15 protein-coding genes and 2 pseudogenes are annotated in these 25,046 nt (G+C 72.1%); 10 read left to right on the top strand and 7 right to left on the bottom strand.

Annotated features, from left to right (window positions below; genetic code table 11):
- Positions 1–13: 13 nt before the first annotated feature.
- The gene (locus tag IG02_RS0117795) at positions 14–1,006 is read right to left on the bottom strand and encodes an EamA family transporter (RefSeq protein ID WP_078854575.1); all 993 of its coding nucleotides are present in this window, start codon (positions 1,004–1,006) and stop codon (positions 14–16) included.
- A 97-nt stretch (positions 1,007–1,103) separates the two neighbouring features.
- Here IG02_RS0117795 and IG02_RS0117800 point away from each other — a divergent pair, with 97 nt between their 5' ends.
- Complete coding sequence (locus tag IG02_RS0117800; RefSeq protein WP_030748439.1) at positions 1,104–2,030, top strand: LysR family transcriptional regulator; 927 nt, start codon at positions 1,104–1,106, stop codon at positions 2,028–2,030.
- Between the two features lie 135 nt (positions 2,031–2,165).
- On the top strand, positions 2,166–4,046 hold the full coding sequence (locus tag IG02_RS0117805) for a glycoside hydrolase family 3 protein (RefSeq protein ID WP_030748441.1): 1,881 nt from the start codon (positions 2,166–2,168) through the stop codon (positions 4,044–4,046).
- A gap of 251 nt (positions 4,047–4,297) precedes the next feature.
- Here IG02_RS0117805 and IG02_RS0117810 read toward each other — a convergent pair whose 3' ends face one another.
- From IG02_RS0117810 to IG02_RS0117830, 4 genes are all read right to left on the bottom strand, one after another.
- Positions 4,298–5,728, bottom strand: a complete 1,431-nt coding sequence (locus IG02_RS0117810) for a S28 family serine protease (RefSeq protein WP_030748444.1) — start codon at positions 5,726–5,728, stop codon at positions 4,298–4,300.
- Positions 5,729–5,861: 133 nt separating this feature from the next.
- A complete protein-coding gene (locus tag IG02_RS0117815) occupies positions 5,862–6,227 on the bottom strand; it encodes a hypothetical protein (protein WP_030748447.1) in 366 nt (121 codons plus the stop codon).
- 302 nt (positions 6,228–6,529) lie between these two features.
- Positions 6,530–10,609, bottom strand: a complete 4,080-nt coding sequence (locus IG02_RS36570; protein ID WP_063756812.1) for an ABC transporter ATP-binding protein — start codon at positions 10,607–10,609, stop codon at positions 6,530–6,532.
- Between the two features lie 305 nt (positions 10,610–10,914).
- Positions 10,915–11,784 carry a serine hydrolase gene (locus IG02_RS0117830; RefSeq protein WP_037803265.1) on the bottom strand — a complete coding sequence of 290 codons (870 nt, stop codon included), beginning with the start codon at positions 11,782–11,784 and terminating at the stop codon, positions 10,915–10,917.
- Positions 11,785–12,074: 290 nt separating this feature from the next.
- On the opposite strand from IG02_RS0117830, the gene IG02_RS0117835 reads away from it, so the two are divergent.
- A complete protein-coding gene (locus IG02_RS0117835) occupies positions 12,075–13,232 on the top strand; it encodes an acyl-CoA dehydrogenase family protein (protein WP_030748452.1) in 1,158 nt (385 codons plus the stop codon).
- Positions 13,233–13,297: 65 nt separating this feature from the next.
- Positions 13,298–14,173, top strand: a complete 876-nt coding sequence (locus tag IG02_RS0117840; RefSeq protein ID WP_030748455.1) for an acyl-CoA thioesterase — start codon at positions 13,298–13,300, stop codon at positions 14,171–14,173.
- A 47-nt stretch (positions 14,174–14,220) separates the two neighbouring features.
- On the opposite strand, the gene IG02_RS0117845 is transcribed toward IG02_RS0117840, so the two are convergent.
- Complete coding sequence (locus IG02_RS0117845; protein WP_030748458.1) at positions 14,221–15,000, bottom strand: phosphatase; 780 nt, start codon at positions 14,998–15,000, stop codon at positions 14,221–14,223.
- Positions 15,001–15,401: 401 nt separating this feature from the next.
- Positions 15,402–15,989 (bottom strand): annotated as a pseudogene (locus IG02_RS0117850) (TetR/AcrR family transcriptional regulator); the annotation flags it as partial.
- Positions 15,990–16,191: 202 nt separating this feature from the next.
- On the opposite strand from IG02_RS0117850, the gene IG02_RS0117855 reads away from it, so the two are divergent.
- The 6 genes and pseudogenes from IG02_RS0117855 (at position 16,192) to IG02_RS0117880 (ending at position 25,000) form a co-directional block, all read left to right on the top strand.
- Positions 16,192–17,808, top strand: a complete 1,617-nt coding sequence (locus IG02_RS0117855) for a carboxyl transferase domain-containing protein (protein ID WP_030748463.1) — start codon at positions 16,192–16,194, stop codon at positions 17,806–17,808.
- Between the two features lie 82 nt (positions 17,809–17,890).
- Positions 17,891–19,939: pseudogene (locus IG02_RS0117860) on the top strand (acetyl/propionyl/methylcrotonyl-CoA carboxylase subunit alpha); the annotation flags it as partial.
- A 221-nt stretch (positions 19,940–20,160) separates the two neighbouring features.
- Entirely contained in the window at positions 20,161–21,099 is a 939-nt protein-coding gene (locus tag IG02_RS0117865; protein WP_030748468.1) for a hydroxymethylglutaryl-CoA lyase, read from the top strand.
- 7 nt (positions 21,100–21,106) lie between these two features.
- Complete coding sequence (locus IG02_RS0117870) at positions 21,107–22,267, top strand: acyl-CoA dehydrogenase family protein (RefSeq protein WP_030748471.1); 1,161 nt, start codon at positions 21,107–21,109, stop codon at positions 22,265–22,267.
- A 269-nt stretch (positions 22,268–22,536) separates the two neighbouring features.
- The gene (locus IG02_RS0117875; protein ID WP_030748475.1) at positions 22,537–23,370 is read left to right on the top strand and encodes a siderophore-interacting protein; all 834 of its coding nucleotides are present in this window, start codon (positions 22,537–22,539) and stop codon (positions 23,368–23,370) included.
- Between the two features lie 187 nt (positions 23,371–23,557).
- Positions 23,558–25,000, top strand: a complete 1,443-nt coding sequence (locus tag IG02_RS0117880; protein ID WP_030748478.1) for a pyridoxal phosphate-dependent decarboxylase family protein — start codon at positions 23,558–23,560, stop codon at positions 24,998–25,000.
- The last annotated feature ends 46 nt before the right edge of the window (positions 25,001–25,046 follow it).

Below are 25,046 nucleotides of genomic sequence, written 5' to 3' on the forward strand. Positions count from 1 at the left end.
CCCCGCCCGCCCTTCAGGAGTGGCCGGCTCCTCCCGCCCGAGCCGTGGCGGCCTCCCGCTCCCGGCCTCCAGGTCCCTCGGCCTGTTCCCGCGCGCCCTTCCCCTTCGACCGGACACTCCATGACGTGAGCGACCTGAACGACGTAAGCGACGTAAGTGACGTGAGCGACGTGAGCGCCACGCCCCCGACCACCAGGGCCGCCGCGCACCAGCGCAGCGGGCCGATCGGTTCGTCCAGGAACAGCGCCGCCGACGACATCCCGAAGACCGGGACGAGCAGGGAGAACGGGGCCACGGACGAGGCGGGGTGGCGCCGGAGCAGCCAGCCCCACGCGCCGAAGCCGAAGACGGTCGTGACCCAGGCGACGTAGAGGATCACCCCCGCTCCCGTCAGGTCGATCCCCCTGATCGCGGCGGCGTCGGCGTCCGGCCCCTCGAACACCAGGGAGAGACCGAGCAGCGGCAGCACGGGCACGACCGACACCCACACCATGAAGTTCAGGGCGTCCGGCGGGGACGCCTTACGGGTGAGGACGTTCGAGACTCCCCAGCAGGCCGCGGCGGCGATGACCAGCGCGAACGCGGCCGATGACCCCGACACCCCCTCGTCCGCCGCCGCGACCGCGATGCCCGCGAGCGCGACGCCCATGCCCAGCAGCCGCGTCCCGCCCGGCCGTTCACGCAGTACGACCGCCGCGAAGAGCGCCGTGAACACGGCCTGTATCTGGAGGACGAGCGACGACAGACCGGCGTCCATGCCACGGTCCATGCCGATGAAGAGCAGGCCGAACTTGGCCACGCCGAGCGCCAGGCCCACCCCGATCACCCACTTCCAGGCGACCTTCGGCCGCCCCACGAAGAAGACGGCCGGCACTGCGGCGACGAGGAACCGCAGCGCGGAGAACAGCAGCGGCGGGAAGTGGCCGAGTCCCACCTCAATGACGACGAAGTTCACCCCCCAGACGGCGGCGACGGCAACGGCGAGAGCCTTGTGTGTGGCGCGCATACGGAGAGCATCAGCGACCGTGACCATGTAGCACCAGCGCCGACTTCTTCATGATGCAATTGAGCATTGCTTAATCACACTGAAGGAGGGGCTGACCGTGCTCGACCTGGCCCGGCTGCGCGCGCTGCACGCCGTCTCCGTCCACGGCTCCGTCGCCGCGGCGGCCGCGGCGCTCGGCTACACCCCGTCCGCCGTGTCGCAGCAGATCACCAAGCTGGAGCGGGAGACCCGTACGACCCTGCTGGAGCGGCGCGGCCGCGGGGTGGCCCTCACCGACGAGGCCCGCCACCTCGCCACCACGGCGGAGGAACTGCTCGGCATCGTCGAGCGCGCCGAGACCACTCTGGAGGAGCGCCGGGGGCAGCCCACCGGCCGGCTGGTGGTCGGGGCCTTCGCGTCCTCCGCCCGGGGGCTGCTCCCCGGTGTACTGGCCGAGCTGGCCGGGCTGCACCCGACGCTGGACATCCGGCTCAGGGAGATCGATCCGCACCTGTCCGTGGACCTGGTGGCCCGGGGAGTGATCGACCTGGCCGTCGCCCACGACTGGGACATCGCCCCGCTGCCCGCCCCCGAGGGCGTCGAGCAGGCGGTCATCGGCGACGACCTGTGCGACGTGCTCGTCCCGGCCGGGCACCCGTTCGCCGCGCGGTCGCGCGTGCGGCGGGAGGACCTGCCGGGGCAGCGCTGGATCTGCCAGCCGCCCGGCACGGTCTGTCATGACTGGCTGGTGCGTACGCTGCGCGCGGCCGGCTGCGTACCCGACCTCGCCCATCAGGCCGAGGAGAACCACACCCAACTGGCGCTGGTGGCGGCGGGCCTCGGCATCGCCATGATCCCGCGCCTGGGGCGGGGGCCGCTGCCCGAGGGGGTGCACGCCGTCGCCCTCGATCCGGTGCCGATGCGCCGGTTGTACGCCCTGTGGCGTACGGGCGCGGCACGGCGCCCGGCCGTGACGGCCACGGTGGAGACGCTCCGGCGGCACTGGCCGGCGGTGGCGACGGCGGAGACACAGGCGTTGGCGTAGACCGCACTGCCCCCGCCGCGCGACGCGTCGGCGCGTCGGCGGTCATCCCTTGACTGGCACTTACTTTCCTTATATGCGTGGGGCTTTGGAAGTTTTCTTCACTTCCCTCGCAGCGCACGGCCGGAAGGAGCACCAGTGCACGACCGGACCATCCCCAGACGCACCCTCCTCAGCGCGACCGCCGTAGCAGCGGCGGCGGTCGCCGTCACCGCCGTCCCTGCCCCCGCGTCCGCCCTCTCCACAGTCGGCCCCACCGGTCCCACCGGTCCCACCGATGCCGCCGATGCCGCCGGTGCCGCGCGGCGGGACCGCCTCCGCCGGCTCGTCTCGCGTATGAGCCTCCAGGAGAAGGTCGGCCAGGTCTTCGTCATGCGGGTGTACGGGCACTCCGCCACCGCCCCCGACCAGGCCGACATCGACGCCAACCTCGCCGAGATCGGTGTCCGCACCGCCGCGGAGCTGGTGGAGAAGTACCACGTCGGCGGCATCATCTACTTCGCCTGGGCGCACAACACCCGCGACCCGCACCAGATCGCCGGCCTCTCCAACGGCATCCAGAAGGCGGGCCTCGCCCAGCCCACCCCCGTACCGCTGCTGATCGCCACCGACCAGGAGCACGGCATCGTCGCGCGCGTCGGCAAGCCGGCCACGCTGCTGCCGGGCGCGATGGCGCTCGGCGCGTCCCGCTCACCCGCGGACGCGCGCGAGGCGGCGCGGATCGCCGGGGCCGAGCTGGCCGCCATGGGCATCAACCAGAACTACGCGCCGGTCGCGGACGTCAACGTCAACCCGGCCAACCCCGTCATCGGCGTACGGTCCTTCGGCGCCGATCCACAGGCCGTCGCCGACCGGGTGGCCGCCCAGGTCAAGGGCTACCAGGGCGCGGGAATCGCCACCGCGGCCAAGCACTTCCCCGGGCACGGCGACACCAAGGACGACAGCCACTACTCGCTCCCGACCATCCATCACACCCGTGAGCAGTGGACGGAGCTGGACGCGCCGCCGTTCCGGGCCGCGATCGCCGCCGGCATCACCTCGGTCATGACCGCGCACATCGTCGTCCCGGCGCTCGACCCCGACGAGGACCCGGCCACGCTCTCGCACCCCATCGTCACGGGCGTCCTGCGGGAACAGCTCGGCTACGACGGGGTCGTGACCACCGACTCGCTCAGGATGGAGGGCGTCCGCAAGAAGTACGGCGACGACCGCGTGCCCGTCCTCGCCCTCAAGGCGGGCGTCGACCAACTGCTCGACCCGCCCGACCTGTCACTCGCCTGGAACGCGGTGCTGACGGCGGTCAGATCCGGCGAGATCAGCGAGAAGCGGCTGGACGAATCGGTTCTGCGCATCCTCGAACTGAAGGACCGCCTCGGCCTGTTCCGCCATCCGCCCTATGTCTCCCGGACGGGCGTGGACCGGGTCGTCGGCATCCGCGCGCACCTCACCGCCGCCGACCGGATCGCCGACGCGACCACCACCCTCCTGGTCAACGAGGGCAATCTGCTGCCCCTGAGCCGGCGGCGGGAGAAGAAGGTGCTGGTCGTCGGTGCCGACCCGGCCTCGCCCTCCGGGACGACCGGGCCGCCGACCACCGTCCTCGCCAAGGCGCTGACCGAGCTGGGCTTCAGCGCGACCGCGCGGTCCACCGGTACGGCGCCGACCGCCGCCGGGATCGACCAGGCGGTCGCCGCGGCGCGCGGCACGGACGCGGTGGTCGTGGCCACGTACAACGTCTCGACGGCCAGTTCGCAGCGCACGCTGGTGAACGCGCTGGTCGCGAGCGGGGTGCCGGTGATCACGGTCGCCGTCCGCAACCCGTACGACATCGCGTACCTGCCCGGTGTCCGGGCGTCCCTGGCCACGTACTCCTGGACCGATGTCGAACTGCGCGCCGCCGCCCGGGTGATCGCCGGCCGGACCCGGCCCCGGGGGCGGCTGCCCGTACCCGTCCAGCGCGCGGACGATCCCGCGCGGGTGCTGTATCCGATCGGGCACGGGCTCGGCTACCGGTCGTAGCGGCGTGTGGAGCCGGGGTCAGGCGCATGGCGCCGCGGTCAGGCGCATGGCGCCGCGGTCAGGCGCATGGCGCCGCGGTCAGGCGCATGGCGCCGCGGTCAGGCGCATGGCGCCGGGGTCAGGCGCGGGGGGCGGGTGCGGACACGTGTGTCCGTGTGTCCGGGTGTCCGGGTGTCCGGTTGCGTCGGGGTGGTCCGCTGCCGTCGTTCTCCGGCGGCAACGGACCACCCCCGTCCCCCGCTTCCCGCGCGTTACGGCCTCAGCGTCTGACGCCGCTCCAGCTTCTGCCGGTCGAGCTGGGCGTCGAACGGTGACAGCGGCTTCGCCTTCGTCGCGTCCTTCCGCACGGCCTCCGGCGCCACGCCCGCCCAGGACAGGATGCGGGCCGTGGCCTTCGCCTGCTGGTCCGGCACCAGGCCCGCCACGTTGGCGCCGTGGTTGGCGCCCGGCGCGACGTACACATGGCTGTCGCGCGCGCCGTGCCCGAGCCGGAAGGGCTCCGCGCCCCACGGGTCGTTCTGCCCGTACACGAACATCATCTGGTTCGCGTGCCGGCGGACCCAGTTGTCGATGTCCCGCATCGCCGACGGCTCGAAGCGCATCGCGATGTCGCGCGGCACGAAGTTGCGCGGCGGCTGGTAGCCGTACCGGCTCAGGTTGCCCAGGTGCGGCAGCTTGATCGTGGGCGCGCCGAGCTGGGTGCCCGCCTGGTAGTAGTACGGCTGGTAGGTGGCCAGGCCCTGGTCGGTGTACGCGGAAAAGCCCGAGATCGTGTCGACGCTGTCGTAGATCTCCTGGTCGGAGGCGGTGGCGGCGGCCGGGATGCCGTCGCAGTCGGCGAGCAGGCTGTACTGCCAGAAGCCCCAGACGTAGTCGAGCACCGTGGCCTCGTAGGCCTTGTCGAGCGAACCGATGGTGGTGAACGTCGTGCCGTTGGCGTCCGCCCACTCCTGGAACTTCTTCTCCAGCGGCGCGCGCCGGACCAGCGCCTCGCGCTGCACCGCGTTCAGCCGGTCGCGGCACTCCTTGGTGCCGACGCGCTCGAAGAACCGGTCGTACGCCGAGTCCTCGTGGTTCACCACGTCGTTGGGCGCGACGTACGCGACGACGCCGTCCATGTCGTCCGGGTAGAAGCGCTCGAAGTAGGTGGCGGTCATGCCGCCCTTCGAGCCGCCCGTGGCCAGCCACTTCTTGGAGTAGATGCGCTTCAGCGCGGTGAATATCCGGTGCTGGTCACTGGCCGCCTGCCAGATGGTCAGCTTCGACCAGTCGGCCGGCTGCGGGCGCGACGGGGTGAAGAAGCGGTACTCCATGGAGACCTGGTTGCCGTCGACGATCCGGGTCGGCTCGCTGCGGCTCGGGTTGGTGGAGACGTTGTAGCCCCCCGTGAAGAAGACCGTGGGACGGCTGGTGTCCTTGTGCAGCAGCGTGACGCGCTGCTCGAACGTCCCCTTGGCCGGATGCCGGTGGTCCACCGGCTGGGTGTACGTCAGGACGAAGTAGCGGTACCCCTCGTACGGTTTCTCCTGGACGAGTTTCATCCCCGGGATGGCGAGGATCCGGTCCTTGATGTCGGTGGTGTCGGTGCCCCCACCGGATTCGGCGGCGGTGGCCGCACCGGCCGTGGCGACCGTGCCTATCACCAGCACGAACGACAACAGCCATCTCAGCGCCTTGCGCATTCACACTCCCCTGTGTTCATGACAGACGCCGCGAACCTAGCCCGGTCGGGAACCCGCCGCCACCCCTGACCGCCCTTCGGCCCCATGAACCGCCACGTCACAGACGCGGCGGCACGGCGTCAGCACAGGCGCGTCAGCACAGGATCCATCCCGTCGAGCCGCCCTTCCCGGACACGGCCCCCGAGGCCCGTACGCACCGGTTGAGGGCGTGCACCGTGACCGGGCCCGCCTGCCGGGTGAACGTCCCCTTGTCCACCACCGGCGAGGCACCGCGCGCCTGGAGACTGACCGACATCGTCCGCTTCGCCCCCGGCTTCTTGGCCACGGTGATCGCGCAGGCGTAGTCGCGGTTCTTGAAGACGCGCAGCTCACCGGTGGCGAAGCGCACCGTCTGCTGCGGGCGCCCGGAGCAGACGGACATCGCCTCGGCACTGCTCTGCCCCGGACCGGCCAGTACCAGGGCGCCGGCGGTGAGAGGCAGCAGGAGGCCGTACGTCACGCTGCGCGTGACGCCGTGGGCGGGGCCGCCGGTCGTGCGGCTGTCGGTCCCGGCGCGACTGAACACGTGTGCTTCCTTCTCCTGCGGTCAGTTGGGCATACGCGTGCGCGCACACCGCGCACACGTGGACACGCGGGACACGAAGGCGCACGCCTGTACGACGCGCGGGGGCCCGGAATCGGTTGCGCCGAGGCCCCGGCCGACGAGGCCGCGTCGGGGCCCCGGGGACCACGCGGTCGTCCCGCGGCCCGACGGCCCGACGGCCTGGTGGCCTGGTGACCGCGGTCACCAGGCCACCGGACTCACGACACGGCCGCCGGCTCCTCGCACAGTTCGTCGGCGGGCCGCGCCTCGCCGATGAAGCTCCGCCAGAGCTCCGCGTACCGGCCGTCCAGCGCGAGCAGTTCGTCGTGCGTGCCGTCCTCCACGACCCGGCCGTGGTCCAGGACGACCACCCGGTCCGCGCGTGCCGCCGTCGTCAGCCGGTGCGCGACGATCAGGGTCGTGCGCGCGCCGGCGCTCGGTGACGGGTGGGCGGTACGGCGGCCGGTCAGCCGGTCGGTGGCCTGGTTGACCAGCGCCTCGCTCGCCAGGTCCAGGGCCGCCGTGGCCTCGTCGAGCAGCAGGATGTCCGGGTTCACCAGCTCGGCCCTGGCCAGGGCTATCAGCTGGCGCTGGCCGGCGGAGAGGTTTCGGCCGCGCTCGGTCACCTCGTGCAGGTAGCCGCCGTCCAGCGTGGCGATCATGTCGTGGGCACCGACCGCGCGGGCGGCGGCCTCCACCTCGGCGTCGCTCGCCTCCGGGCGGCCGTACGCGATGGCGTCCCGTACCGTACCGGCGAACAGGTACGCCTCCTGCGGGACGACGCCGAGCCGGCGCCGGTAGGAGGTCAGGTCCATCGCGCGCAGGTCGGTGCCGTCGACCGCGACCCGGCCCCGCGAGGGGTCGTAGAACCGGGCGACCAGCTTGACCAGGGTGGACTTCCCGGCACCGGTCTCTCCGACGAAGGCGACGGTCTGACCTGCCGGTATCCGCAGGTCGACGCCGGTCAGAGCGGCCTCGGCGCGCTCGTTCGCAGCGGGGGGTTCCGCGCGCGCCGCCGTGTCGGACGGCTCCGGGCGCGCCGTCGTGTCGGACGCACCGGGGGCCTCCTCGGCCCGGTACGCGAAGTGCACGTCCTCGAACGTGATCTCGCCGCGCAGCGACAGCACGTCCACCGGCTCCCGGGGAGTGGCCGTCGAGGTCGGCTCGCGCAGCAGTTCCTGGATCCGGCCCAGGGAGACGGTCGCCTGCTGGTAGCCGTCGAAGACCTGCGAGAGCTGCTGCACGGGGGCGAAGAACAGGTCGATGTAGAGGAGGTACGCGACGAGCGCGCCGGTGGTCAGCGTCCCGGCCTCCACCCGGCCGGCGCCGACGATCAGCACGGCCGCCGCGGCCACGGAGGACAGCAGTTGCACGAAGGGGAAGTACACCGAGATCAGCCACTGGCCGCGCACCCGGGCCGCGCGGTAGTGGGCGCTGCGACCGGTGAAGCGCTCGACGCCGTCCTTCTCGCGCCCGAACGCCTGCACGATCCGCAGCCCCGACACCGACTCCTGGAGGTCGGCGTTGACCGCGCTGATGCGCTCGCGCGCCAGCTCGTACGCCCGTACGCTCCCCCGGCGGAAGACGACCGTGCCCAGGATCAGCACGGGCAGCGTCGCGAAGACCACGAGGGCCAGTTCGACATCGATCACGAGCAGGGCGACGAGGATGCCGAAGAAGGTGACGACGGAGACGAAGGCGGTGACGAGACCGGTCTGGAGGAAGGTCGACAGCGCGTCCACGTCGGTCGTCATCCTGGTCATGATGCGACCGGTCAGCTCGCGCTCGTAGTAGTCGAGTCCGAGCCGCTGGAGCTGGGCGAAGATCTTGAGCCGGAGCGCGTAGAGGATCCGTTCACCGGTCCGGCCGGTCCTGCGGGTCTCGCCCGTCTGCGCGGCCCACTGGACCAGCACGACCAGCAGACCGAGCGAGGCCGCCGCCCATACGGCACCGAGGGCGAGCCGTTCCACGCCCTGGTCGATGCCGTGCCGGATGAGCACCGGGAGCAGCAGGCCCATGCCCGCGTCCACGGCGACCAGCGCGAGGGCACCGAGCAGGGGCAGTCCGAACCCGCGCAGGAGACGGCGCAGTCCGTACGACTCCTCGGCCGCGACGGCGCGGGCCTCGTCCACGGCGGGGGTGTCGGTGGCCGGGGGCAGGGCCGCCACCTGGGCGAGCAGTTCGGGGGTGGCACCGGCGGTGGCGTCGAGCGCGGCGGGGTCGCGGGGGCCGGCGGGAGCTCCGTCCCGTACCCACAGGGCGGGGGTGACACCGCGCTCGGCGTCGAACTCGGCGTCGATCTCGGCCAGGAGCGCGCGGCCGTCCTCCAGGGCCCTCGCGGGCGGGGCTTCACCCGCTCGGCCGGCCCCGGCAGTGTCGGGCTTCGCGCTGTCGGCCTTCGCGCTGTCGGCCTTCGCGCTGTCGGCCTTCGAGGTACCGGGCTTCGAGGTACCGGGCTTGGTGGCCTCGACTCCGGCGGCCGCATCCGTTTTCTCGGCTTCGTCGGCTTCGTCGGCTCCGGCGGCCACGCCGGGTCCGCCGGTTTCGTCGGACGCGTCCGAGGCGTCGGGGGCGTCGGGTGCGTCGGGCTCCGTGATCAGCCGTCGGTAGAGGGCGGACCGTTCCTGCAACTCCTCGTGGGTGCCGATGTCGGTGAGCCGGCCGCCGTCCAGTACAGCGATACGGTCGGCGAGGCCGAGGGTGGAGCGGCGGTGGGCGATGAGCAGGGTCGTACGTCCGGCCATCACCGAGCGCAGCGCCTCGTGGATCTCGTGCTCCACCCGGGCGTCGACGGCCGAGGTGGCGTCGTCGAGGACGAGCAGCCGGGGGTCGGTGAGGATGGCGCGGGCCAGGGCGATGCGCTGGCGCTGGCCACCGGAGAGCGTGAGCCCCTGCTCGCCGACCTTGGTGTCGTAACCGGCGGGCAGCTCGCTGATGAAGCCGTGGGCCTGGGCGGCCCGGGTCGCGCGCAGGATCTCCTCTTCGGTGGCGTCCGGCTTGCCGTAGGCGATGTTGGCGCGGACGGTGTCGGAGAAGAGGAAGCTGTCCTCCGGTACGAGCCCGATCGCGGCGCGCAGCGAGGAGAAGGTCAGTTCCCGCACGTCATGGCCGCCGACGAGAACCGCACCGCGCGTCACGTCGTAGAAGCGGGGCAGCAGGAGGGAGAGGGTGGACTTGCCGCTTCCGGAGGAGCCGACGACGGCGACGGTCTCCCCGGGCCGTATCTCCAGGGACAGGCCGTCGAGCACGGGGCGTCCGCCCGCGTAACCGAACGAGACGTCGTCGAACTCGACCGACGCCTCGACGTCCGCCGGAAGTTCCTTCGTGCCGTCCTGAAGCGTGGGCCGGGTGTCGATCAGTTCCAGTACGCGTTCGACGCCGGCCCGTGCCTGCTGGCCCACGGTGAGGACCATGGCGAGCATGCGGACGGGGCCGACGAGCTGGGCCAGATAGGCGGAGAAGGCGACGAAGGTGCCGAGGCTGATCTGCCCCCGGGTGGCCAGCCAGCCGCCGAGTGCCAGCATGGCGACCTGGCCGAGCGCGGGGACCGCCTGGAGCGCGGGGGTGTAGCGGGAGTTCAGCCGTACGGTGCGCAGGCGCGCGGCGAACAGCGCGCGGCCGACCTCGCGGAGCTTGCCGGTCTCCTGCTCCTCCTGGCCGAAGCCCTTGACGACGCGGACTCCGGACACGGCCCCGTCGACGACCCCCGCGACGGCGGCCGCCTGGGACTGGGCGTACCAGGTGGCCGGGTGCAGCCTGGCCCGGCTGCGGCGGGCGATGTACCAGACGGCCGGCGCGACGGCCAGGGCGACCAGGGTCAGCGGCGGCGACAGCCAGGCCATGATCACAAGTGAGACGAGGAACAGCAGGACGTTGCCGATGGTCATCGGCAGCATGAAGAGCAGGCCCTGGATCAGCTGGAGGTCGCTGGTGGCGCGGCCGATGACCTGGCCGGTGGACAGGGCGTCCTGGCGGCGTCCGTCGAGGCGGGTGATCGTGCCGTACATCTCCGTACGGAGATCGTGCTGGACGTCGAGCGCGAGCCGGCCGCCGTAGTAGCGCCGTACGAAGGTCAGGGCGTAGACGACGAGCGCGGCGAGCAGCAGGAGGCCGGTCCAGACCGCGAGGGAGCGCTCGCCGGTGCCGATCACGTCGTCGATGACGACCTTGGTGATCAGCGGGACGAGGGCCATGACGGCCATGCCGCCGAGCGAGGAGCCGAGCGCGAGCAGCACGTCACGCCGGTGGCGCCACGCGTATCCGCTCAGCCGCCGGGCCCAGCCCTGCGAGGCGTCCACCGCCACCGCCGGGCCCGGTGGCGTCGAGCCTGGTGCTGTCGGACCAGGCGCCGTCGAACCACGCGCCGTGGAACCGGCCCCCGCCGCGGCTCCGGCGTCGGCCGCCGCTCCCGCTCCCGCTCCCGCATCCGCCACTGAAGCCTCCCGATCCCCCGGCTTACCGTCCTGACCTGCCGAAAGACACCAACGCGGGCCGGGACGGATTTCATCCCGCTGTAACGTTCGACGGCCGAAGACCGGTCGGGAGACCTAGGCCGGATGTGGACGGGAACGAGGCCGTCCCCGCGCGGGACCTAGGACCAGGACTACGAGGCGGCCGCGGTGAGGTCCTTGTGTACGGCTCGGGAGACGGCCTCGATCGTGTTGACGCCGTCCTGCATCGTGTTGTTGTTCTGCGTGAGCACGCTGATGCGGTAGTCGTGGCCCTTGCCGGTGAAGGCGCCGATGCTGTGGACACGCCAGCCCTGGGTATCGCGCTGGAGCCAGCCGTTCTTCAGCTCGGTGGTGGCCGAGGAGGGCGCTCCGGCCGGGACGCCCCAGCGCTGGGACGGGATGACCTTGTGCATCCGGTCCAGGATGAAGGCCCGCGACGCGTCGGTGAGCACCCGGTTCCTGTCGGTGATCAGCGACAGCAGCCGCTGCTCGTCCCCGGCGGTGATCTGGGTGAGGCCCCAGTAGCCGTCCGCGCCCGGAGTGGTGCGGGTCATCCCCGCGGCCTTCAGGAAACCGTTGACCTTCGCCGCGCCCAGTTGCTTCCACAGCTTGGTCGTCGCGGCGTTGTCCGACTTGGTGATCATGGCCGTGGCGAGACCGGTCTCACGCTTGGTCAGCGGGCGGTTCGTCTTCTGCGCGTCCCAGAGCAGGGTCGCGAGGACGGTCACCTTGACCACGCTGGCGGAGTCGTACCGCTGCGTGCCCCGCAGCGCGCAGGTGGTGCCGGTGGTGCGGTCGTCGAACGCGATCGCGGTCGTGGCCGTGCGGTTCTTGAGCGCCGCGTTGATGTCCTTGCTCAGCTTCGCGGCGAGGCCGGCCTTGCCCGAGGTACACGAAACGCCCGGCACGGCGGTCGTCGCCGACGCGGGCGTGGCGCCCGTGACCAGCGACAGGATGACGCCGCCGAGCAGGGCAGCCGAGAGCGGGCCCCGGGCGCGCCGGGCTATTCGGTGGTGAGTCAACGGTGGTTTCCCGCCCTTTTCGTGTCGGAAGGCGCACTTCTCGCCGTGCGCCGGGAGCCATGATGCATATACGTACGCTTCGGCGATATGGCTCGGCACACACTCGGCGCACTCCCGGCACACCAGTCGCTCGCGCCGGGACGGGCTGGTGGAGCCGGTTCCGGCGGCCGGGGGCGGGCGGCGGCGGGCAGGGCGGACGGCTCTGGACACCCTTGCGAACGCCCGGGTAACTTTTCCCTGAGCAAGCGCTTAATCCGTCCCGTTCGCCCGTCGCGAAGGAGCCCTCCGCCGTGCGCCGTACTGTGTACAACGAGGACCACGAGGCGTTCCGGGAGACCCTCCGCGCCTTCATCGAGGCCGAGGTCGTCCCCGTCCACGAGGAGTGGTACGCGGCGGGCCAAGTGCCGCGCGACTTCTACCACACCCTGGGTGACCTGGGGATATTCGGGATCGAGGTGCCCGAGGAGTACGGCGGCGCCGGGCAGGATTCCTTCAAGTTCCAGGCCGTCCTGTCCGAGGAGTGCGCCCGCGCGGGTGTCTCCTTCGGCGGCTCCGGCGTGCATGTCGCGCTCTGCCTGCCGTACCTGAAGGCGTACGCCACGGAGGAGCAGAAGAAGCGCTGGCTCCCCGACTTCGTCAGTGGCCGGTGCATGTTCGCGATCGCCATGACGGAGCCGGGCACCGGTTCCGACCTGGCCGGCATGAGGACCACGGCCCGGCTCTCGGAGGACGGCACGCACTACGTCCTCAACGGCGCCAAGACGTTCATCACCGGCGGTGTCCACGCGGACCGCGTCATCGTCTGCGCGCGGACCGCCGCGGCGACGGCCGAGGACCGCCGCTTCGGCATCTCGCTGCTGGTCGTGGACTCGAGGTCCGAGGGGTACGCGGTCGGCCGCAAGCTCGACAAGCTCGGCCTGCGGACCTCCGACACCGCCGAGCTGTCGTTCACCGACGTCAGGGTCCCGGTCGAGGACCTGCTCGGCGAGGAGAACAAGGGCTTCTCCTACCTCGGCCAGAACCTGCCGCGGGAACGCCTCGGCATCGCCGTCGGCGCCTACGCGCAGGCCGCCGCAGCGGTGCGATTCGCCCAGGAGTACGTCCAGGAGCGCACCGTCTTCGGCAAGCCGGTCGCCGCCTTCCAGAACACCAAGTTCGAGCTGGCCGCCTGCAAGGCCGAGGTGGACGCGGCCGAGGCCGTCGTCGACCGCGCGCTGGAGGCCCACGACCTGGGCGAGCTGACCGCCGCGGAGGCCGCGTCCGCGAAGCTGTTCACCAGCGAGGTCGCGCACCGGGTCATCGACCGGTGCCTCCAGCTGCACGGCGGCTACGGCTATATGAACGAGTACCCGATCGCCCGGCTGTACGCGGACAACCGGGTCAACCGGATCTACGGCGGGACCAGCGAGGTCATGAAGATGATCATCGCCAAGTCCATGGGGCTCTGAGCCGGATACGGAACGCGCGGATTCCGGAATCCCTGCGAACGCGGTGAGCGAGGCGCTGGACACCTATGAGTGAGGCCCTGGACACCCTGCTCGGCCTGCTCGACCTGGAGCCGGTCGAGCAGGACGTCTTCCGCGGCAGCGGCCGCTTCGGCGTCGTCCCGCGCGTCTTCGGCGGACAGGTCGCGGCGCAGGCGCTGGTGGCGGCGGGCCGTACGGTGCCCGAGGACCGTACGCCCCACTCCCTGCACGCGTACTTCCTGCGCCTCGGCGACCCCGGCGCGCCGATCGAATACACCGTCGACCGCGTCCGGAACGGGCGGTCCTTCGCCACCCGGCAGGTCGTCGCGGCGCAGCACGGCCGGCGGATCTTCCATCTGACGGCCTCCTTCCAGCGCGCCGAGGAAGGGCTGGAGCACCAGGAGGAGATGCCGGCGGCACCGGACCCCGAGACGCTGCCGACGGCCGCGGAGACACTGCCGCGGTACGCCGACCGGTTCGCGGATCCGCGCCTGGCGGACCGGGTGCTCCAGGCGTGGTCGGCGGTCGACCTCCGGTATGTGGCGGAGCCGCCGTACGGCACGGCGGGACGGCCGCGCGAGCCGCGTTCGCAGGTGTGGTTCCGTACCGCGGGGAAGCTGCCGGACGATCCGCTGCTGCACGCGAGCGTGGCGACGTACATCTCCGACATGACGCTGCTGGACCCGGTCCTGCTGGCGCACGGCAGGGGCGGCTGGGCGGTGGGGGACGTGGTCGGCGCGAGCCTGGACCACGCGATGTGGTTCCACCGCCCCTTCCGGGCGGACGAGTGGCTGCTGTACGACCAGCGGTCGCCGTCGTCCGCGGGCGGCCGCGCGTTCGCTCAGGCGCGGATCTTCACCCAGAACGGCGAGTCGGCGATCTCGGTGGCGCAGGAGGGCGTGGTCCGGGTGCCGCGCGGCTGAGGAGGGCGGAGCGCGTCACCGCCGTCGGGGCGGAGGCGTCCCGGCGATCAGATCAGCCCCGCCGCGTTCAGCAGATAGGCCGTCATCGGGTCGTAGAAGCGCGGGTCCATGACGTGGTCGTCCAGGGGGACGGTCACCTGGAGCGTGCCCTCCGCCTCGGCGAGGAACAGCGCCGGGTCGTTGCAGTCCGCGTACCCCATGGAGTCCAGCCCTCGCTGGCCCGCGCAGCCCGCCCAGCCGTGGTCCGCCACCACCAGGTCCGGTTGGGGTCTGCCCCCGCGCTCCAGGCCGTCGAGGATCGCCCGCATGGGCTCCGGGGAGTGCGTGTGCCACAGCGTCGCGCCGCGCTCCAGCACCGCCACGTCGGCGAACTGGAAGACCATGCCCTCGTCGGCCATCAGTCCGCCCGGGATCCGTACGATCTCGCAGCCCGCGGCCCGCAGGGCGTCGGCGGTCTGCCGGTGGACGTCCAGCAGCCCGCCCGGGTGGCCGGTCGCGAACAGCACGCGCTGCCGCCCCTCGGCGGCCTTGCGCAGCCGGGCGGCCATCCGCTCCAGCGCGTCGACGGTCAGTTCGGGGTCGATGGTGTCCTGACCCGCCCGGTGCTCCGGGTCGTCGCTGACACCGCACCGTTCGGCCATCACGGCGAGCACGTCCTGCTCGTCGGTCCAGCGGTCGCCCAGTTCCAGCCCGAGCCAGTAGTGGCGGTCGCCGTTGGCGAGCTTGCGGTAATGGGAGAGGTTGTTGTCGCGGGGCGTGGCGACGTCCCCGGCGATGCGCGTGCGGACGAGATGGTCGACGAGGGCGGCGCGGCTGGGTATCGGCATGCGCCCATTGTGCCGTCAGTCGCTCGCACGCCACCGCCCAGTGGCGTGCGACGCCGGCTCCGCCGCACGGCGTGCGCGGCCGTTGACGCGGCGGCGGGGTGGCGGGCGGGTCACACCGATGACTCACCGTCCGAGACGCCCGATCCTCCCGAGGCCCCCGAGACATCCGAGATATTCGATACGTTCGAGACGCCCGGGACATCCGAGGCGCCCGAGGTATCGGATGCCTCGAAGCCCTCGAGGCCCTCGGAGACCTCGTAGACACCGAGGGGCGCGTGGCCCACGGACCCTTCGCGGGCACCCCGGTCCACGGGTTCCGTACGGGCGGCCCGGCCGGCGGCCCCCTCACGCCCGCCACGCACCTTCTCGTGCGGGCGGTGGCTCTCGTGACCGTCCCCGCCCAGGGAGGCGAACGCACCATGGGCGAGCCGGCGCAGCAGGGCCTCCGTCGCCTCGCGGCCGACCGGCCCGCCGCCGTACGAGCCGAGGTGCGGCGTCGAGTTCAGCAGCCCGAACACGGCGTGGACCGCGCCGCGCGCCTGCGCCTCCGGCACGCGCGGGTACAGCTCCCGTACGACCTCGACCCACAGCTCCACGTACTGCCGCTGGAGCTGGCGCACCAGCTTGCGGTCGCTCTCCCGCAGGCGGTCGAGCTCCCGGTCGTGGAGGGTGATGAGCGGACGGTCGTCCAGGGCGAAGTCGATGTGGCCGTCGATCAGCGAGGCCAGAACGGCGGCCGGGTCGCCCTGAGCGGCACCGCGCACCCGCTTCCTGCCGCCGTCCAGCAGCCGGCCGCTGATCCCGACGAGCAGCTCGGCGAGCATCGCGTCCTTGCCCGCGAAGTGGCGGTACAGCCCCGGGCCGCTGATACCCACGGCGGCCCCTATCTCGTCCACCCCGACGCCGTGGAAGCCGCGCTCGGCGAAGAGACGGGCGGCCTGCTTGAGGATCTGCTCGCGGCGGGTCGGGGCGGCGGTCCTGGTGCTCATGGGAAATCATTCTAGACAGAGGTGTTAGCGGTCGTTAACCTGGACAGGAAGTTAACGACCACTAACGCGACGGTCCGCGCGATTCGTGCTGAATTGTGTGGATCCAACACAAATGCGGCACGAATACGGCACGAATCGTGCGGGACGGGTGCGGACGACTCGATCGCGGGACGAGAGAGACGACACAGGGGAGCCACGAGCGATGCAGCAGGCACCGGTGCTGACCAGCGCCGCGGATCCGGCGTCCGCGGCCTGGCGGGCCAACGAGGAAGCGCACGAGGAGCTGGCCGCCGAGCTGCGCGGCCGGCTCGCCGCCGCCCGGCTCGGCGGGGGCGAGAAGGCCCGTGCCCGGCACACCGCGCGCGGCAAGATGCTGCCGCGCGACCGGGTGGACACGCTCCTCGACCCCGGCTCGCCCTTCCTGGAGCTGGCGCCGCTCGCGGCCGAGGGGATGTACGGCGGGGCGGCCCCGGCCGCCGGGGTCATCGCCGGGATCGGCCGGGTCAGCGGCCGTGAGGTGGTGATCGTCGCCAACGACGCCACGGTCAAGGGCGGTACGTACTACCCGATGACGGTGAAGAAGCATCTGCGCGCCCAGGAGGTGGCCCTGGAGAACAGGCTCCCCTGCCTGTATCTGGTGGATTCGGGCGGCGCCTTCCTGCCGATGCAGGACGAGGTCTTCCCGGACCGGGAGCACTTCGGCCGGATCTTCTACAACCAGGCCAGGATGTCCGGCGCCGGCATCCCGCAGATCGCGGCCGTGCTCGGGTCGTGCACGGCCGGCGGGGCGTACGTCCCCGCGATGAGCGACGAGGCGGTGATCGTCCGGGGCCAGGGGACGATCTTCCTGGGCGGTCCGCCGCTGGTGAAGGCCGCGACCGGCGAGGTCGTCACGGCGGAGGAGCTGGGCGGCGGCGAGGTCCACGCCCGGACGTCCGGGGTCACGGACCATCTCGCGGAGGACGACGCGCACGCCCTGCGGATCGTGCGGACCATCGTCTCCACCCTCCCCGCCCGCGGGGAGCTCCCCTGGCCGGTCGAGCCGGTCGAGGAGCCCAAGGCCGATCCCGCCGGGCTGTACGGGGCGGTGCCGGTGGACTCCCGCACGCCGTACGACGTCCGGGAGATCATCGCCCGGCTGACCGACGGGTCGCGGTTCGCCGAGTTCAAGGCCGAGTTCGGGACGACGCTGGTCACCGGCTTCGCGCGGATCCATGGCCATCCGGTGGGGATCGTCGCCAACAACGGCATCCTGTTCTCCGAATCCGCCCAGAAGGGCGCGCATTTCATCGAGTTGTGCGACCAGCGCTCCATCCCGCTGCTCTTCCTCCAGAACATCTCCGGATTCATGGTCGGCCGTGACTACGAGGCGGGCGGGATCGCCAAGCACGGCGCGAAGATGGTGACGGCCGTGGCCTGCGCACGGGTGCCGAAGCTGACGGTCGTGGTCGGCGGCTCGTACGGGGCGGGCAACTATTCGATGTGCGGCCGGGCCTATTCGCCGCGCTTCCTGTGGATGTGGCCCAACGCCAAGATCTCGGTGATGGGCGGCGAGCAGGCCGCCTCCGTCCTGGCGACCGTCAAGCGCGACCAGTTGGAGGGCCGCGGCGAGGAGTGGACTGCCGAGGACGAGGAGTCCTTCAAGGCCCCGATCCGCGCCCAGTACGAGACGCAGGGGAACGCCTATTACGCGACGGCCCGCCTGTGGGACGACGGGGTGATCGATCCGCTGGAGACCCGGCAGGTCGTGGGGCTGGCGCTGACGGCCTGCGCCAGCGCGCCGCTGGGTGAACCCGGTTTCGGCGTCTTCCGGATGTGAGGCGGTCGTCACCGATGAACGGAACGCGGGTGCCGGCTGTGGAAGCGGAACCGATCGAGGGAGCGGAAGAGGGAAGGTGGGCATGTTCGACACGGTTCTGATCGCCAACCGGGGCGAGATCGCGGTCCGCGTCATCCGCACGCTGCGCGCCCTCGGTGTGCGCTCGGTCGCGGTGTTCAGCGACGCGGACGCGGACGCCCGGCATGTCCGGGAGGCCGACACCGCGGTCCGCATCGGCCCGGCGGCGGCAGCGGAGAGCTATCTCTCGGCCGACCGGCTGCTGGCCGCCGCCGTGCGCACCGGCGCGCAGGCGATCCATCCGGGCTACGGCTTCCTCGCGGAGAACGCGGCGTTCGCGCGGGCCTGCGCGGACGCGGGACTGGTCTTCATCGGCCCGCCCGCCCCCGCCGTGGAGCTGATGGGCGACAAGATCCGGGCCAAGGAGACGGTGCGCGCGGCCGGCGTCCCGGTCGTCCCGGGGTCCTCGGGCAGTGGTCTCACCGACGCGGAACTGGCCCGCGCCGCGGCCGAGATCGGCATGCCGGTGCTGCTGAAACCCTCGGCGGGCGGTGGCGGCAAGGGCATGCGGCTGGTGCGCGCGGAGGCGGCGCTCGCGGAGGAGATCGCGGCGGCCCGGCGGGAGGCGCGATCCTCCTTCGGGGACGACACGCTCCTGGTGGAGCGCTGGGTGGACCGGCCGCGCCACATCGAGATCCAGGTCCTGGCGGACACCCACGGGAACGTGGTGCACCTGGGAGAGCGGGAGTGCTCGCTCCAGCGCCGCCACCAGAAGATCATCGAGGAGGCGCCGTCCGTCCTGCTGGACGAGGCGACCCGCACGGCAATGGGCGCGGCGGCGGTGCGGGCGGCCCGCTCGTGCGGATACACGGGCGCGGGCACGGTCGAGTTCATCGTCCCCGGCGACGCCCCGGCGTCATATTTCTTCATGGAGATGAACACCCGCCTCCAGGTCGAACACCCGGTCACGGAGCTGGTGGTGTCCCTGGCCGGGGCGCCCGGTCTCGACCTGGTGGAGTGGCAGCTGCGGGTCGCTTCCGGCGAGGCGCTGCCCTTCGGACAGGACGACATCGCCCTCACGGGCCACGCGGTGGAGGCGCGCCTGTGCGCGGAGGATCCCGCCCGCGGTTTCCTCCCCTCGGGGGGAACGGTGCTGAGGCTGCGTGAGCCGCGGGGTGTCGGCGTACGGACGGACTCGGGCCTCGTCGAGGGCGCGGCGGTCGGCAGTGCGTACGACCCGATGCTGGCCAAGGTCATCGCGCACGGCCCGGACCGCGCCACGGCCCTGCGCCGGCTGTGCGCCGCGCTCGCGGAGACGGTCACGCTCGGCGTCCCGACGAACGCCGGTTTCCTGCGCCGCCTGCTGGCTCATCCGTCCGTGGCCGCGGGCGACCTCGACACCGGCCTGGTGGAGCGCGAGGCGGACACGCTGGTCCCCGGGGAGGTCCCGCCGGAGGTGTACGTGGCGGCGGCGTTGCTGCGCCAGGCGGCGGCTTCCGGCGCGGTGGGCGGGCGCCCCGGCCGTGGTCCGGCGGAGCCGTCCGACGCGGCGCGGCGCTGGGTCGATCCGTTCTCCGTGCCCAGCGGCTGGCGGCTCGGCGGGGAGCCCGCCTGGACCGTCCACCACGCGCGCGTGCCCGGGCACGATCCCGTGACGGTCCGGTTGCGCGGCGGCGCGGTGGACGCCGAGGTCCGGCTCGACGGCGGCCCGGCCGTCCCCGCCCGTCTCCTGCGCACGGGCCCGGCGGACGTGACCGTCGAGTGGGACGGCCTCACCCATGCCTTCGCCCACGTGCCGGGGCCGGAGGGCGTGTGGCTGGGCCGGGACGGCGACAGCTGGGACGTACGGGACCACGATCCGGTGGCGGACGCCCTGCGGTCGGCCGCCGGGGCGGGCGGTGTGGACGCCCTGACCGCGCCCATGCCCGGCACCGTCACCGTCGTCAAGGTGGCTGTCGGGGACGAGGTCACGGCCGGGCAGAGCCTGCTCGTCGTGGAGGCGATGAAGATGGAGCACGTCATCTCCGCGCCGCACGCGGGCGTTGTCACCGAACTGGACGTCACTCCCGGCACCACCGTCGCCATGGACCAGATACTGGCGGCCGTCGCACCCACCGCCGAGCAGGCCCCCACCTCCGAACCTGCCACCGCCACCGCCACCGCCACCGCCACCGCAGCTGCCCCTGTCCCTGAAGCTGCCGCTGCCGCTGCCGCTGCCGCTGCCGCCGAGAGTGCCCCCGTCGCCGACCGTGCCCCGACCGCCGAGGGCGCGCTCACACCCGTCGTGCCGCACGCGGGCTCGCGGGAGGACCCGAGCCCGCGGAAGGAGGAGTCATGACCGCCGGACTGCCCATGGCCGTCCCCGAGCAGGAACTGCCGCCCCGGATCCGGATCCATGAGGTGGGTGCCCGCGACGGCCTGCAGAACGAGAAGACCGTCGTACCCACCGAGGTCAAGTCCGAGTTCATCCACCGGCTCGCGCACGCCGGGCTGACCACGATCGAGGCGACCAGCCTCGTACGCCCCGACCGGGTGCCCCAGCTGGCCGACGCCGAGCGGCTGTTCCCGCTGCTCGACGACCTGAAGGGCGTCGCGCTGCCCGTGCTCGTGCCGAACGCGCGCGGGCTGGAGCGCGCCATGGCCCTCGGCGTCCGCCGGATCGCCGTGTTCGCCAGCGCCACCGAATCCTTCGCCAAGGCCAATCTCAACCGGACCGTGGACGAATCGCTGGCCATGTTCGCGCCGGTCGTCGCCCGCGCCCGCGAGGACCGCATGCACGTACGCGGTTATCTGTCCATGTGCTTCGGCGACCCCTGGGAGGGCCCCGTTCCCATCCACCAGGTGGTGCGGGTCGCCAAGGCACTGCTGGACCTCGGCTGTGACGAGCTGAGCCTCGGCGACACGATCGGTGTGGCCACTCCCGGGCATGTGCAGACCCTCCTGTCCGAGCTGAACGAGGAGGGCGTGCCGACCAATGCCCTCGGGGTGCACTTCCACGACACCTACGGCCAGGCACTCGCCAACACCCTCGCCGCGCTCCAGCACGGCGTGACCACCGTGGACTCCTCGGCGGGCGGCCTCGGCGGCTGCCCGTTCGCCAAGAGCGCGACCGGGAACCTCGCCACCGAAGACCTCGTGTGGATGCTCGACGGCCTCGGTGTGGAAACCGGTGTCGACCTCGGCCGGCTCACCGCCACCAGCGTCTGGCTGGCCGACCGGCTGGGCCGCCCCAGCCCCTCACGTACCGTCACCGCCCTCTCCCACAAGGAGTGACGCACCGATGTCCCTGGACCACCGGCTCTCCGCGGAGCACGAAGAACTGCGCCGCACGGTCGAGGAGTTCGCCCACGAGGTCGTGGCTCCCAAGATCGGCGACTTCTACGAGCGGCATGAATTCCCGTACGAGATCGTGCGGGAGATGGGCCGGATGGGCCTGTTCGGGCTGCCCTTCCCCGAGGAGTACGGGGGCATGGGCGGTGACTATCTCGCCCTGGGGATCGCCCTGGAGGAGCTGGCCCGGGTCGACTCCTCCGTGGCGATCACCCTGGAGGCCGGGGTCTCCCTGGGCGCCATGCCCGTCTTCCGCTTCGGCACGGAGGAGCAGAAGCGCACATGGCTGCCGCCCCTGTGCGCGGGCGAGATGCTGGGCGCGTTCGGGCTGACCGAGCCGGACGGCGGCTCGGACGCGGCCGGTACGCGTACGACGGCCGTCCGGGACGGCGACGAGTGGGTGATCAACGGCAGCAAGTGCTTCATCACCAACTCGGGAACGGACATCACCGGACTGGTCACGGTGACCGCCGTCACGGGCCGCCGGAAGGACGGACACCCGGAGATCTCCGCGATCATCGTGCCTTCGGGCACCCCCGGGTTCACGGTCGCGGCCCCGTACTCGAAGGTGGGGTGGAACGCGTCGGACACCCGCGAGCTGTCCTTCTCCGACGTGCGGGTGCCGGTCGCGAACCTGCTCGGCGAGGAGGGCCGCGGATACGCCCAGTTCCTGCGCATCCTCGACGAGGGGCGGATCGCGATCTCCGCGCTGGCGACCGGGCTGGCCCAGGGATGCGTGGACGAGTCGGTGGCGTACGCGAAGGAGCGGCACGCCTTCGGCCGGCCCATCGCGGCCAACCAGGCCATCCAGTTCAAGATCGCCGACATGGAGATGCGCGCGCACATGGCGCGGGTCGGCTGGCGGGACGCGGCCTCGCGGCTCACCCGCGGTGAGCCGTTCAAGAAGGAGGCGGCGCTGGCGAAGCTGTACTCGTCGACGGTCGCCGTGGACAACGCGCGGGAAGCCACCCAGATCCATGGTGGCTACGGCTTCATGAACGAGTATCCGGTCGCCCGCATGTGGCGGGACTCCAAGATCCTGGAGATCGGCGAGGGGACGAGCGAGGTGCAGCGGATGCTGATCGCGCGGGAGCTCGGTCTGACGAGCTGACACGCCCGAAGCCGCGCGCTCACGGCCGGTATCCGATCGCCCGGACGCCGGCCGCATCCGCCCGCCCGACCGCCGGTGCGACGCGCGGCGGGGCACACCCGAGGTGGGGCACACCCGAGGTGGGGCGGACGCGCGGTGGGGCGGACGCGCGGCGGAGCACACGAGTGGCGTGCACGCGCGGCAGTCCAGAGCCCCCAGGGTCGCAGATAGGTAGGTTAGGCTAACCTACCTTTGCCATCGCTGCCCCCCGAAGAAGGTGAGCCGACCCCATGACGACGGCCATGGCCGCCCCGTTCCGCTTCTTCTCCCTTCAGGTCGTCAGGACGCGGCGCGTCAGCCCGTCCATGGTCCGCGTCACCTTCGGGGGCGAGGACCTCGCCGGCTTCGCCGCCGGGGGCCGCGACCAGAGCCTGTCGCTGTTCCTCCCCCACCCCGGCCAGAGCGAGCCCGTCGTCCCGGTCGAGCACGGCGACGGATGGTGGGCCGCCTGGCGGGCGATGCCGGACGGCATACGGGCCGTGATGCGCTCGTACACCGTGCGGGAACAGCGCCGGAACCCCGACGAGGCCGACATCGACTTCGCCCTGCACGCCGACGGCGGACCCGCCTGCCGCTGGGCGGGGCGGGCCGCGCCGGGCGACCGGGTACTGGTCCTCGGACCGGCCGTCGAGGACAACACGGCCGTCCGCTTCCGGCCGCCGGCCGATGCCGACTCCGTCCTGATCTGGGCCGACGAGACCGCCCTCCCCGCGGCCTCCGCGATTCTCGAATGGCTCCCCTCCGGCATGCGGGCCGATGTCTGGCTGGAAGTGCCGCGCGGTGGCGACCGACAGCCCCTGCGCACCGCCGCGGACGCCCGGATCACCTGGCTGGTCCGGGAGGAGGGCGCGCCCGCCGCGCTCGACGCGATCCGGGCCGCCGAGCCGCGCGGCAGCGCGCCGTACGCCTGGATCGCCGGCGAGTCGGGGACCGTCAAGGCTCTGCGCCGCCACCTGGTGCACGAGCGAGGACTGGACCGGCGCCGGGTCACCTTCGTCGGCTACTGGCGACGCGGGCTGTGCGAGGAGCAGTTGCGGGAGGAGGCGACGAGGGCAACGGCGTAGACGGCGAGCACCCGCGCCCCGGACGCCGCCACGGCGGCGACCCGGTCCGCGCAAGGGGGAACGCCAGGACCGGTCCACACCGGGACCGGTCCACACCGGGAGAGGGAACTGACGGGTCGCCACATTGGCCCTTCAGTTAGGTTAGGCTAACCTAACTTCATCGACCTCACTCCCGGGAGGAACCCGTATGCGTGCGCACCTGCTCAACGACGCCACGGCGGAGCGCTACCGGCGCTCCGTCATCGAAGGAGTCGAGCGGGTGGCGGCGAAACTGACCTCGATCAGAAAGCCGTTCACCGGAGCGACGCCGGACACCCTGGCACCGCTGGTGTCCGCCGTCGATCTGGACCGCCCGCTCGGTGACGCCTCGGCCGCGCTCGACGAGCTGGAGGAGGTCTACCTGCGGGACGCCGTCTACTTCCACCACCCCCGTTACCTCGCCCACCTCAACTGCCCGGTCGTCATCCCGGCCGTGGTCGGTGAGGCCGTGCTCTCCGCCGTCAACTCCTCCCTCGACACCTGGGACCAGAGCGCCGGGGGCACCCTGATAGAACGCCGGCTGATCGACTGGACCGTCGGCCGCATCGGACTCGGCGCGTCCGCCGACGGAGTGTTCACCAGCGGCGGTACGCAGTCCAACCTCCAGGCCCTGCTGCTCGCCCGCGAGGAGGCCAAAACCGACGAGCCGGCGAATCTGCGCGTCTTCGCCTCCGAGTGCGGCCACTTCAGCGTCGAGAAGTCGGCGACCCTGCTGGGCCTGGGCCCCGACGCCGTGGTCTCCGTCCCCTGTGACCGCGACAAGCGCATGCGGACCGTAGCCCTGGCCGCCGAGCTGGCGCGCTGCCGGGACGAGGGCCTGACCCCGATGGCCGTGGTCGCCACCGCCGGCACCACGGACTTCGGTTCCATCGACCCGCTGCCGGAGGTCGCCGCCCTGTGCGCGCAGTACGGCGTCTGGCTGCACGTGGACGCCGCCTACGGATGCGGACTGCTGGCCTCCACCACCCGCCGCACGCTCCTCGACGGCATCGAGCACGCCGACTCCGTCACCGTCGACTACCACAAGTCCTTCTTCCAGCCGGTCAGCTCCTCGGCCGTGCTGGTACGGGACCGGGCCACGCTGCGCCACGCCACCTACCACGCGGACTACCTCAACCCCCGCCGGACGGTAGAGGAGCGCATCCCCAACCAGGTCGACAAATCCCTCCAGACCACCCGCCGTTTCGACGCCCTCAAACTGTGGATGACCCTGCGCGTCATGGGCGCCGACGGCATCGGCGAGCTCTTCGACGAGGTCTGCGACCTGGCGGCCGAGGGCTGGGAGCTGCTCGCCGCCGACCCGCGCTTCGACGTCGTCGTACGCCCCAGCCTCTCCACGCTCGTCTTCCGCTACATCCCCGAGCGCGTCACGGGCCCGACGCTGATCGACCGGGCCAACCTGCACGCGCGCAAGGCGCTGTTCGCCTCCGGCGAGGCCGTCGTGGCAGGTACGTCCGTGAACGGCCGCCAGTACCTCAAATTCACCCTCCTCAACCCCGAGACCACCGTGCGGGACATCTCCGCCGTGCTCGATCTGATCGCCGGCCACGCCGAGCAGTACCTGGGAGAGAACCTTGTCCACGCGTCCTGAGCGCTCCGTACCCCTCGCGCGCTCCCAACGTCCCGGCCCTCGTGAA

Origin of the sequence: Streptomyces sp. NRRL F-5135, from assembly GCF_000719775.1 — a bacterium.
GTDB classification, from domain to species: Bacteria; Actinomycetota; Actinomycetes; order Streptomycetales; family Streptomycetaceae; genus Streptomyces; species Streptomyces hebeiensis.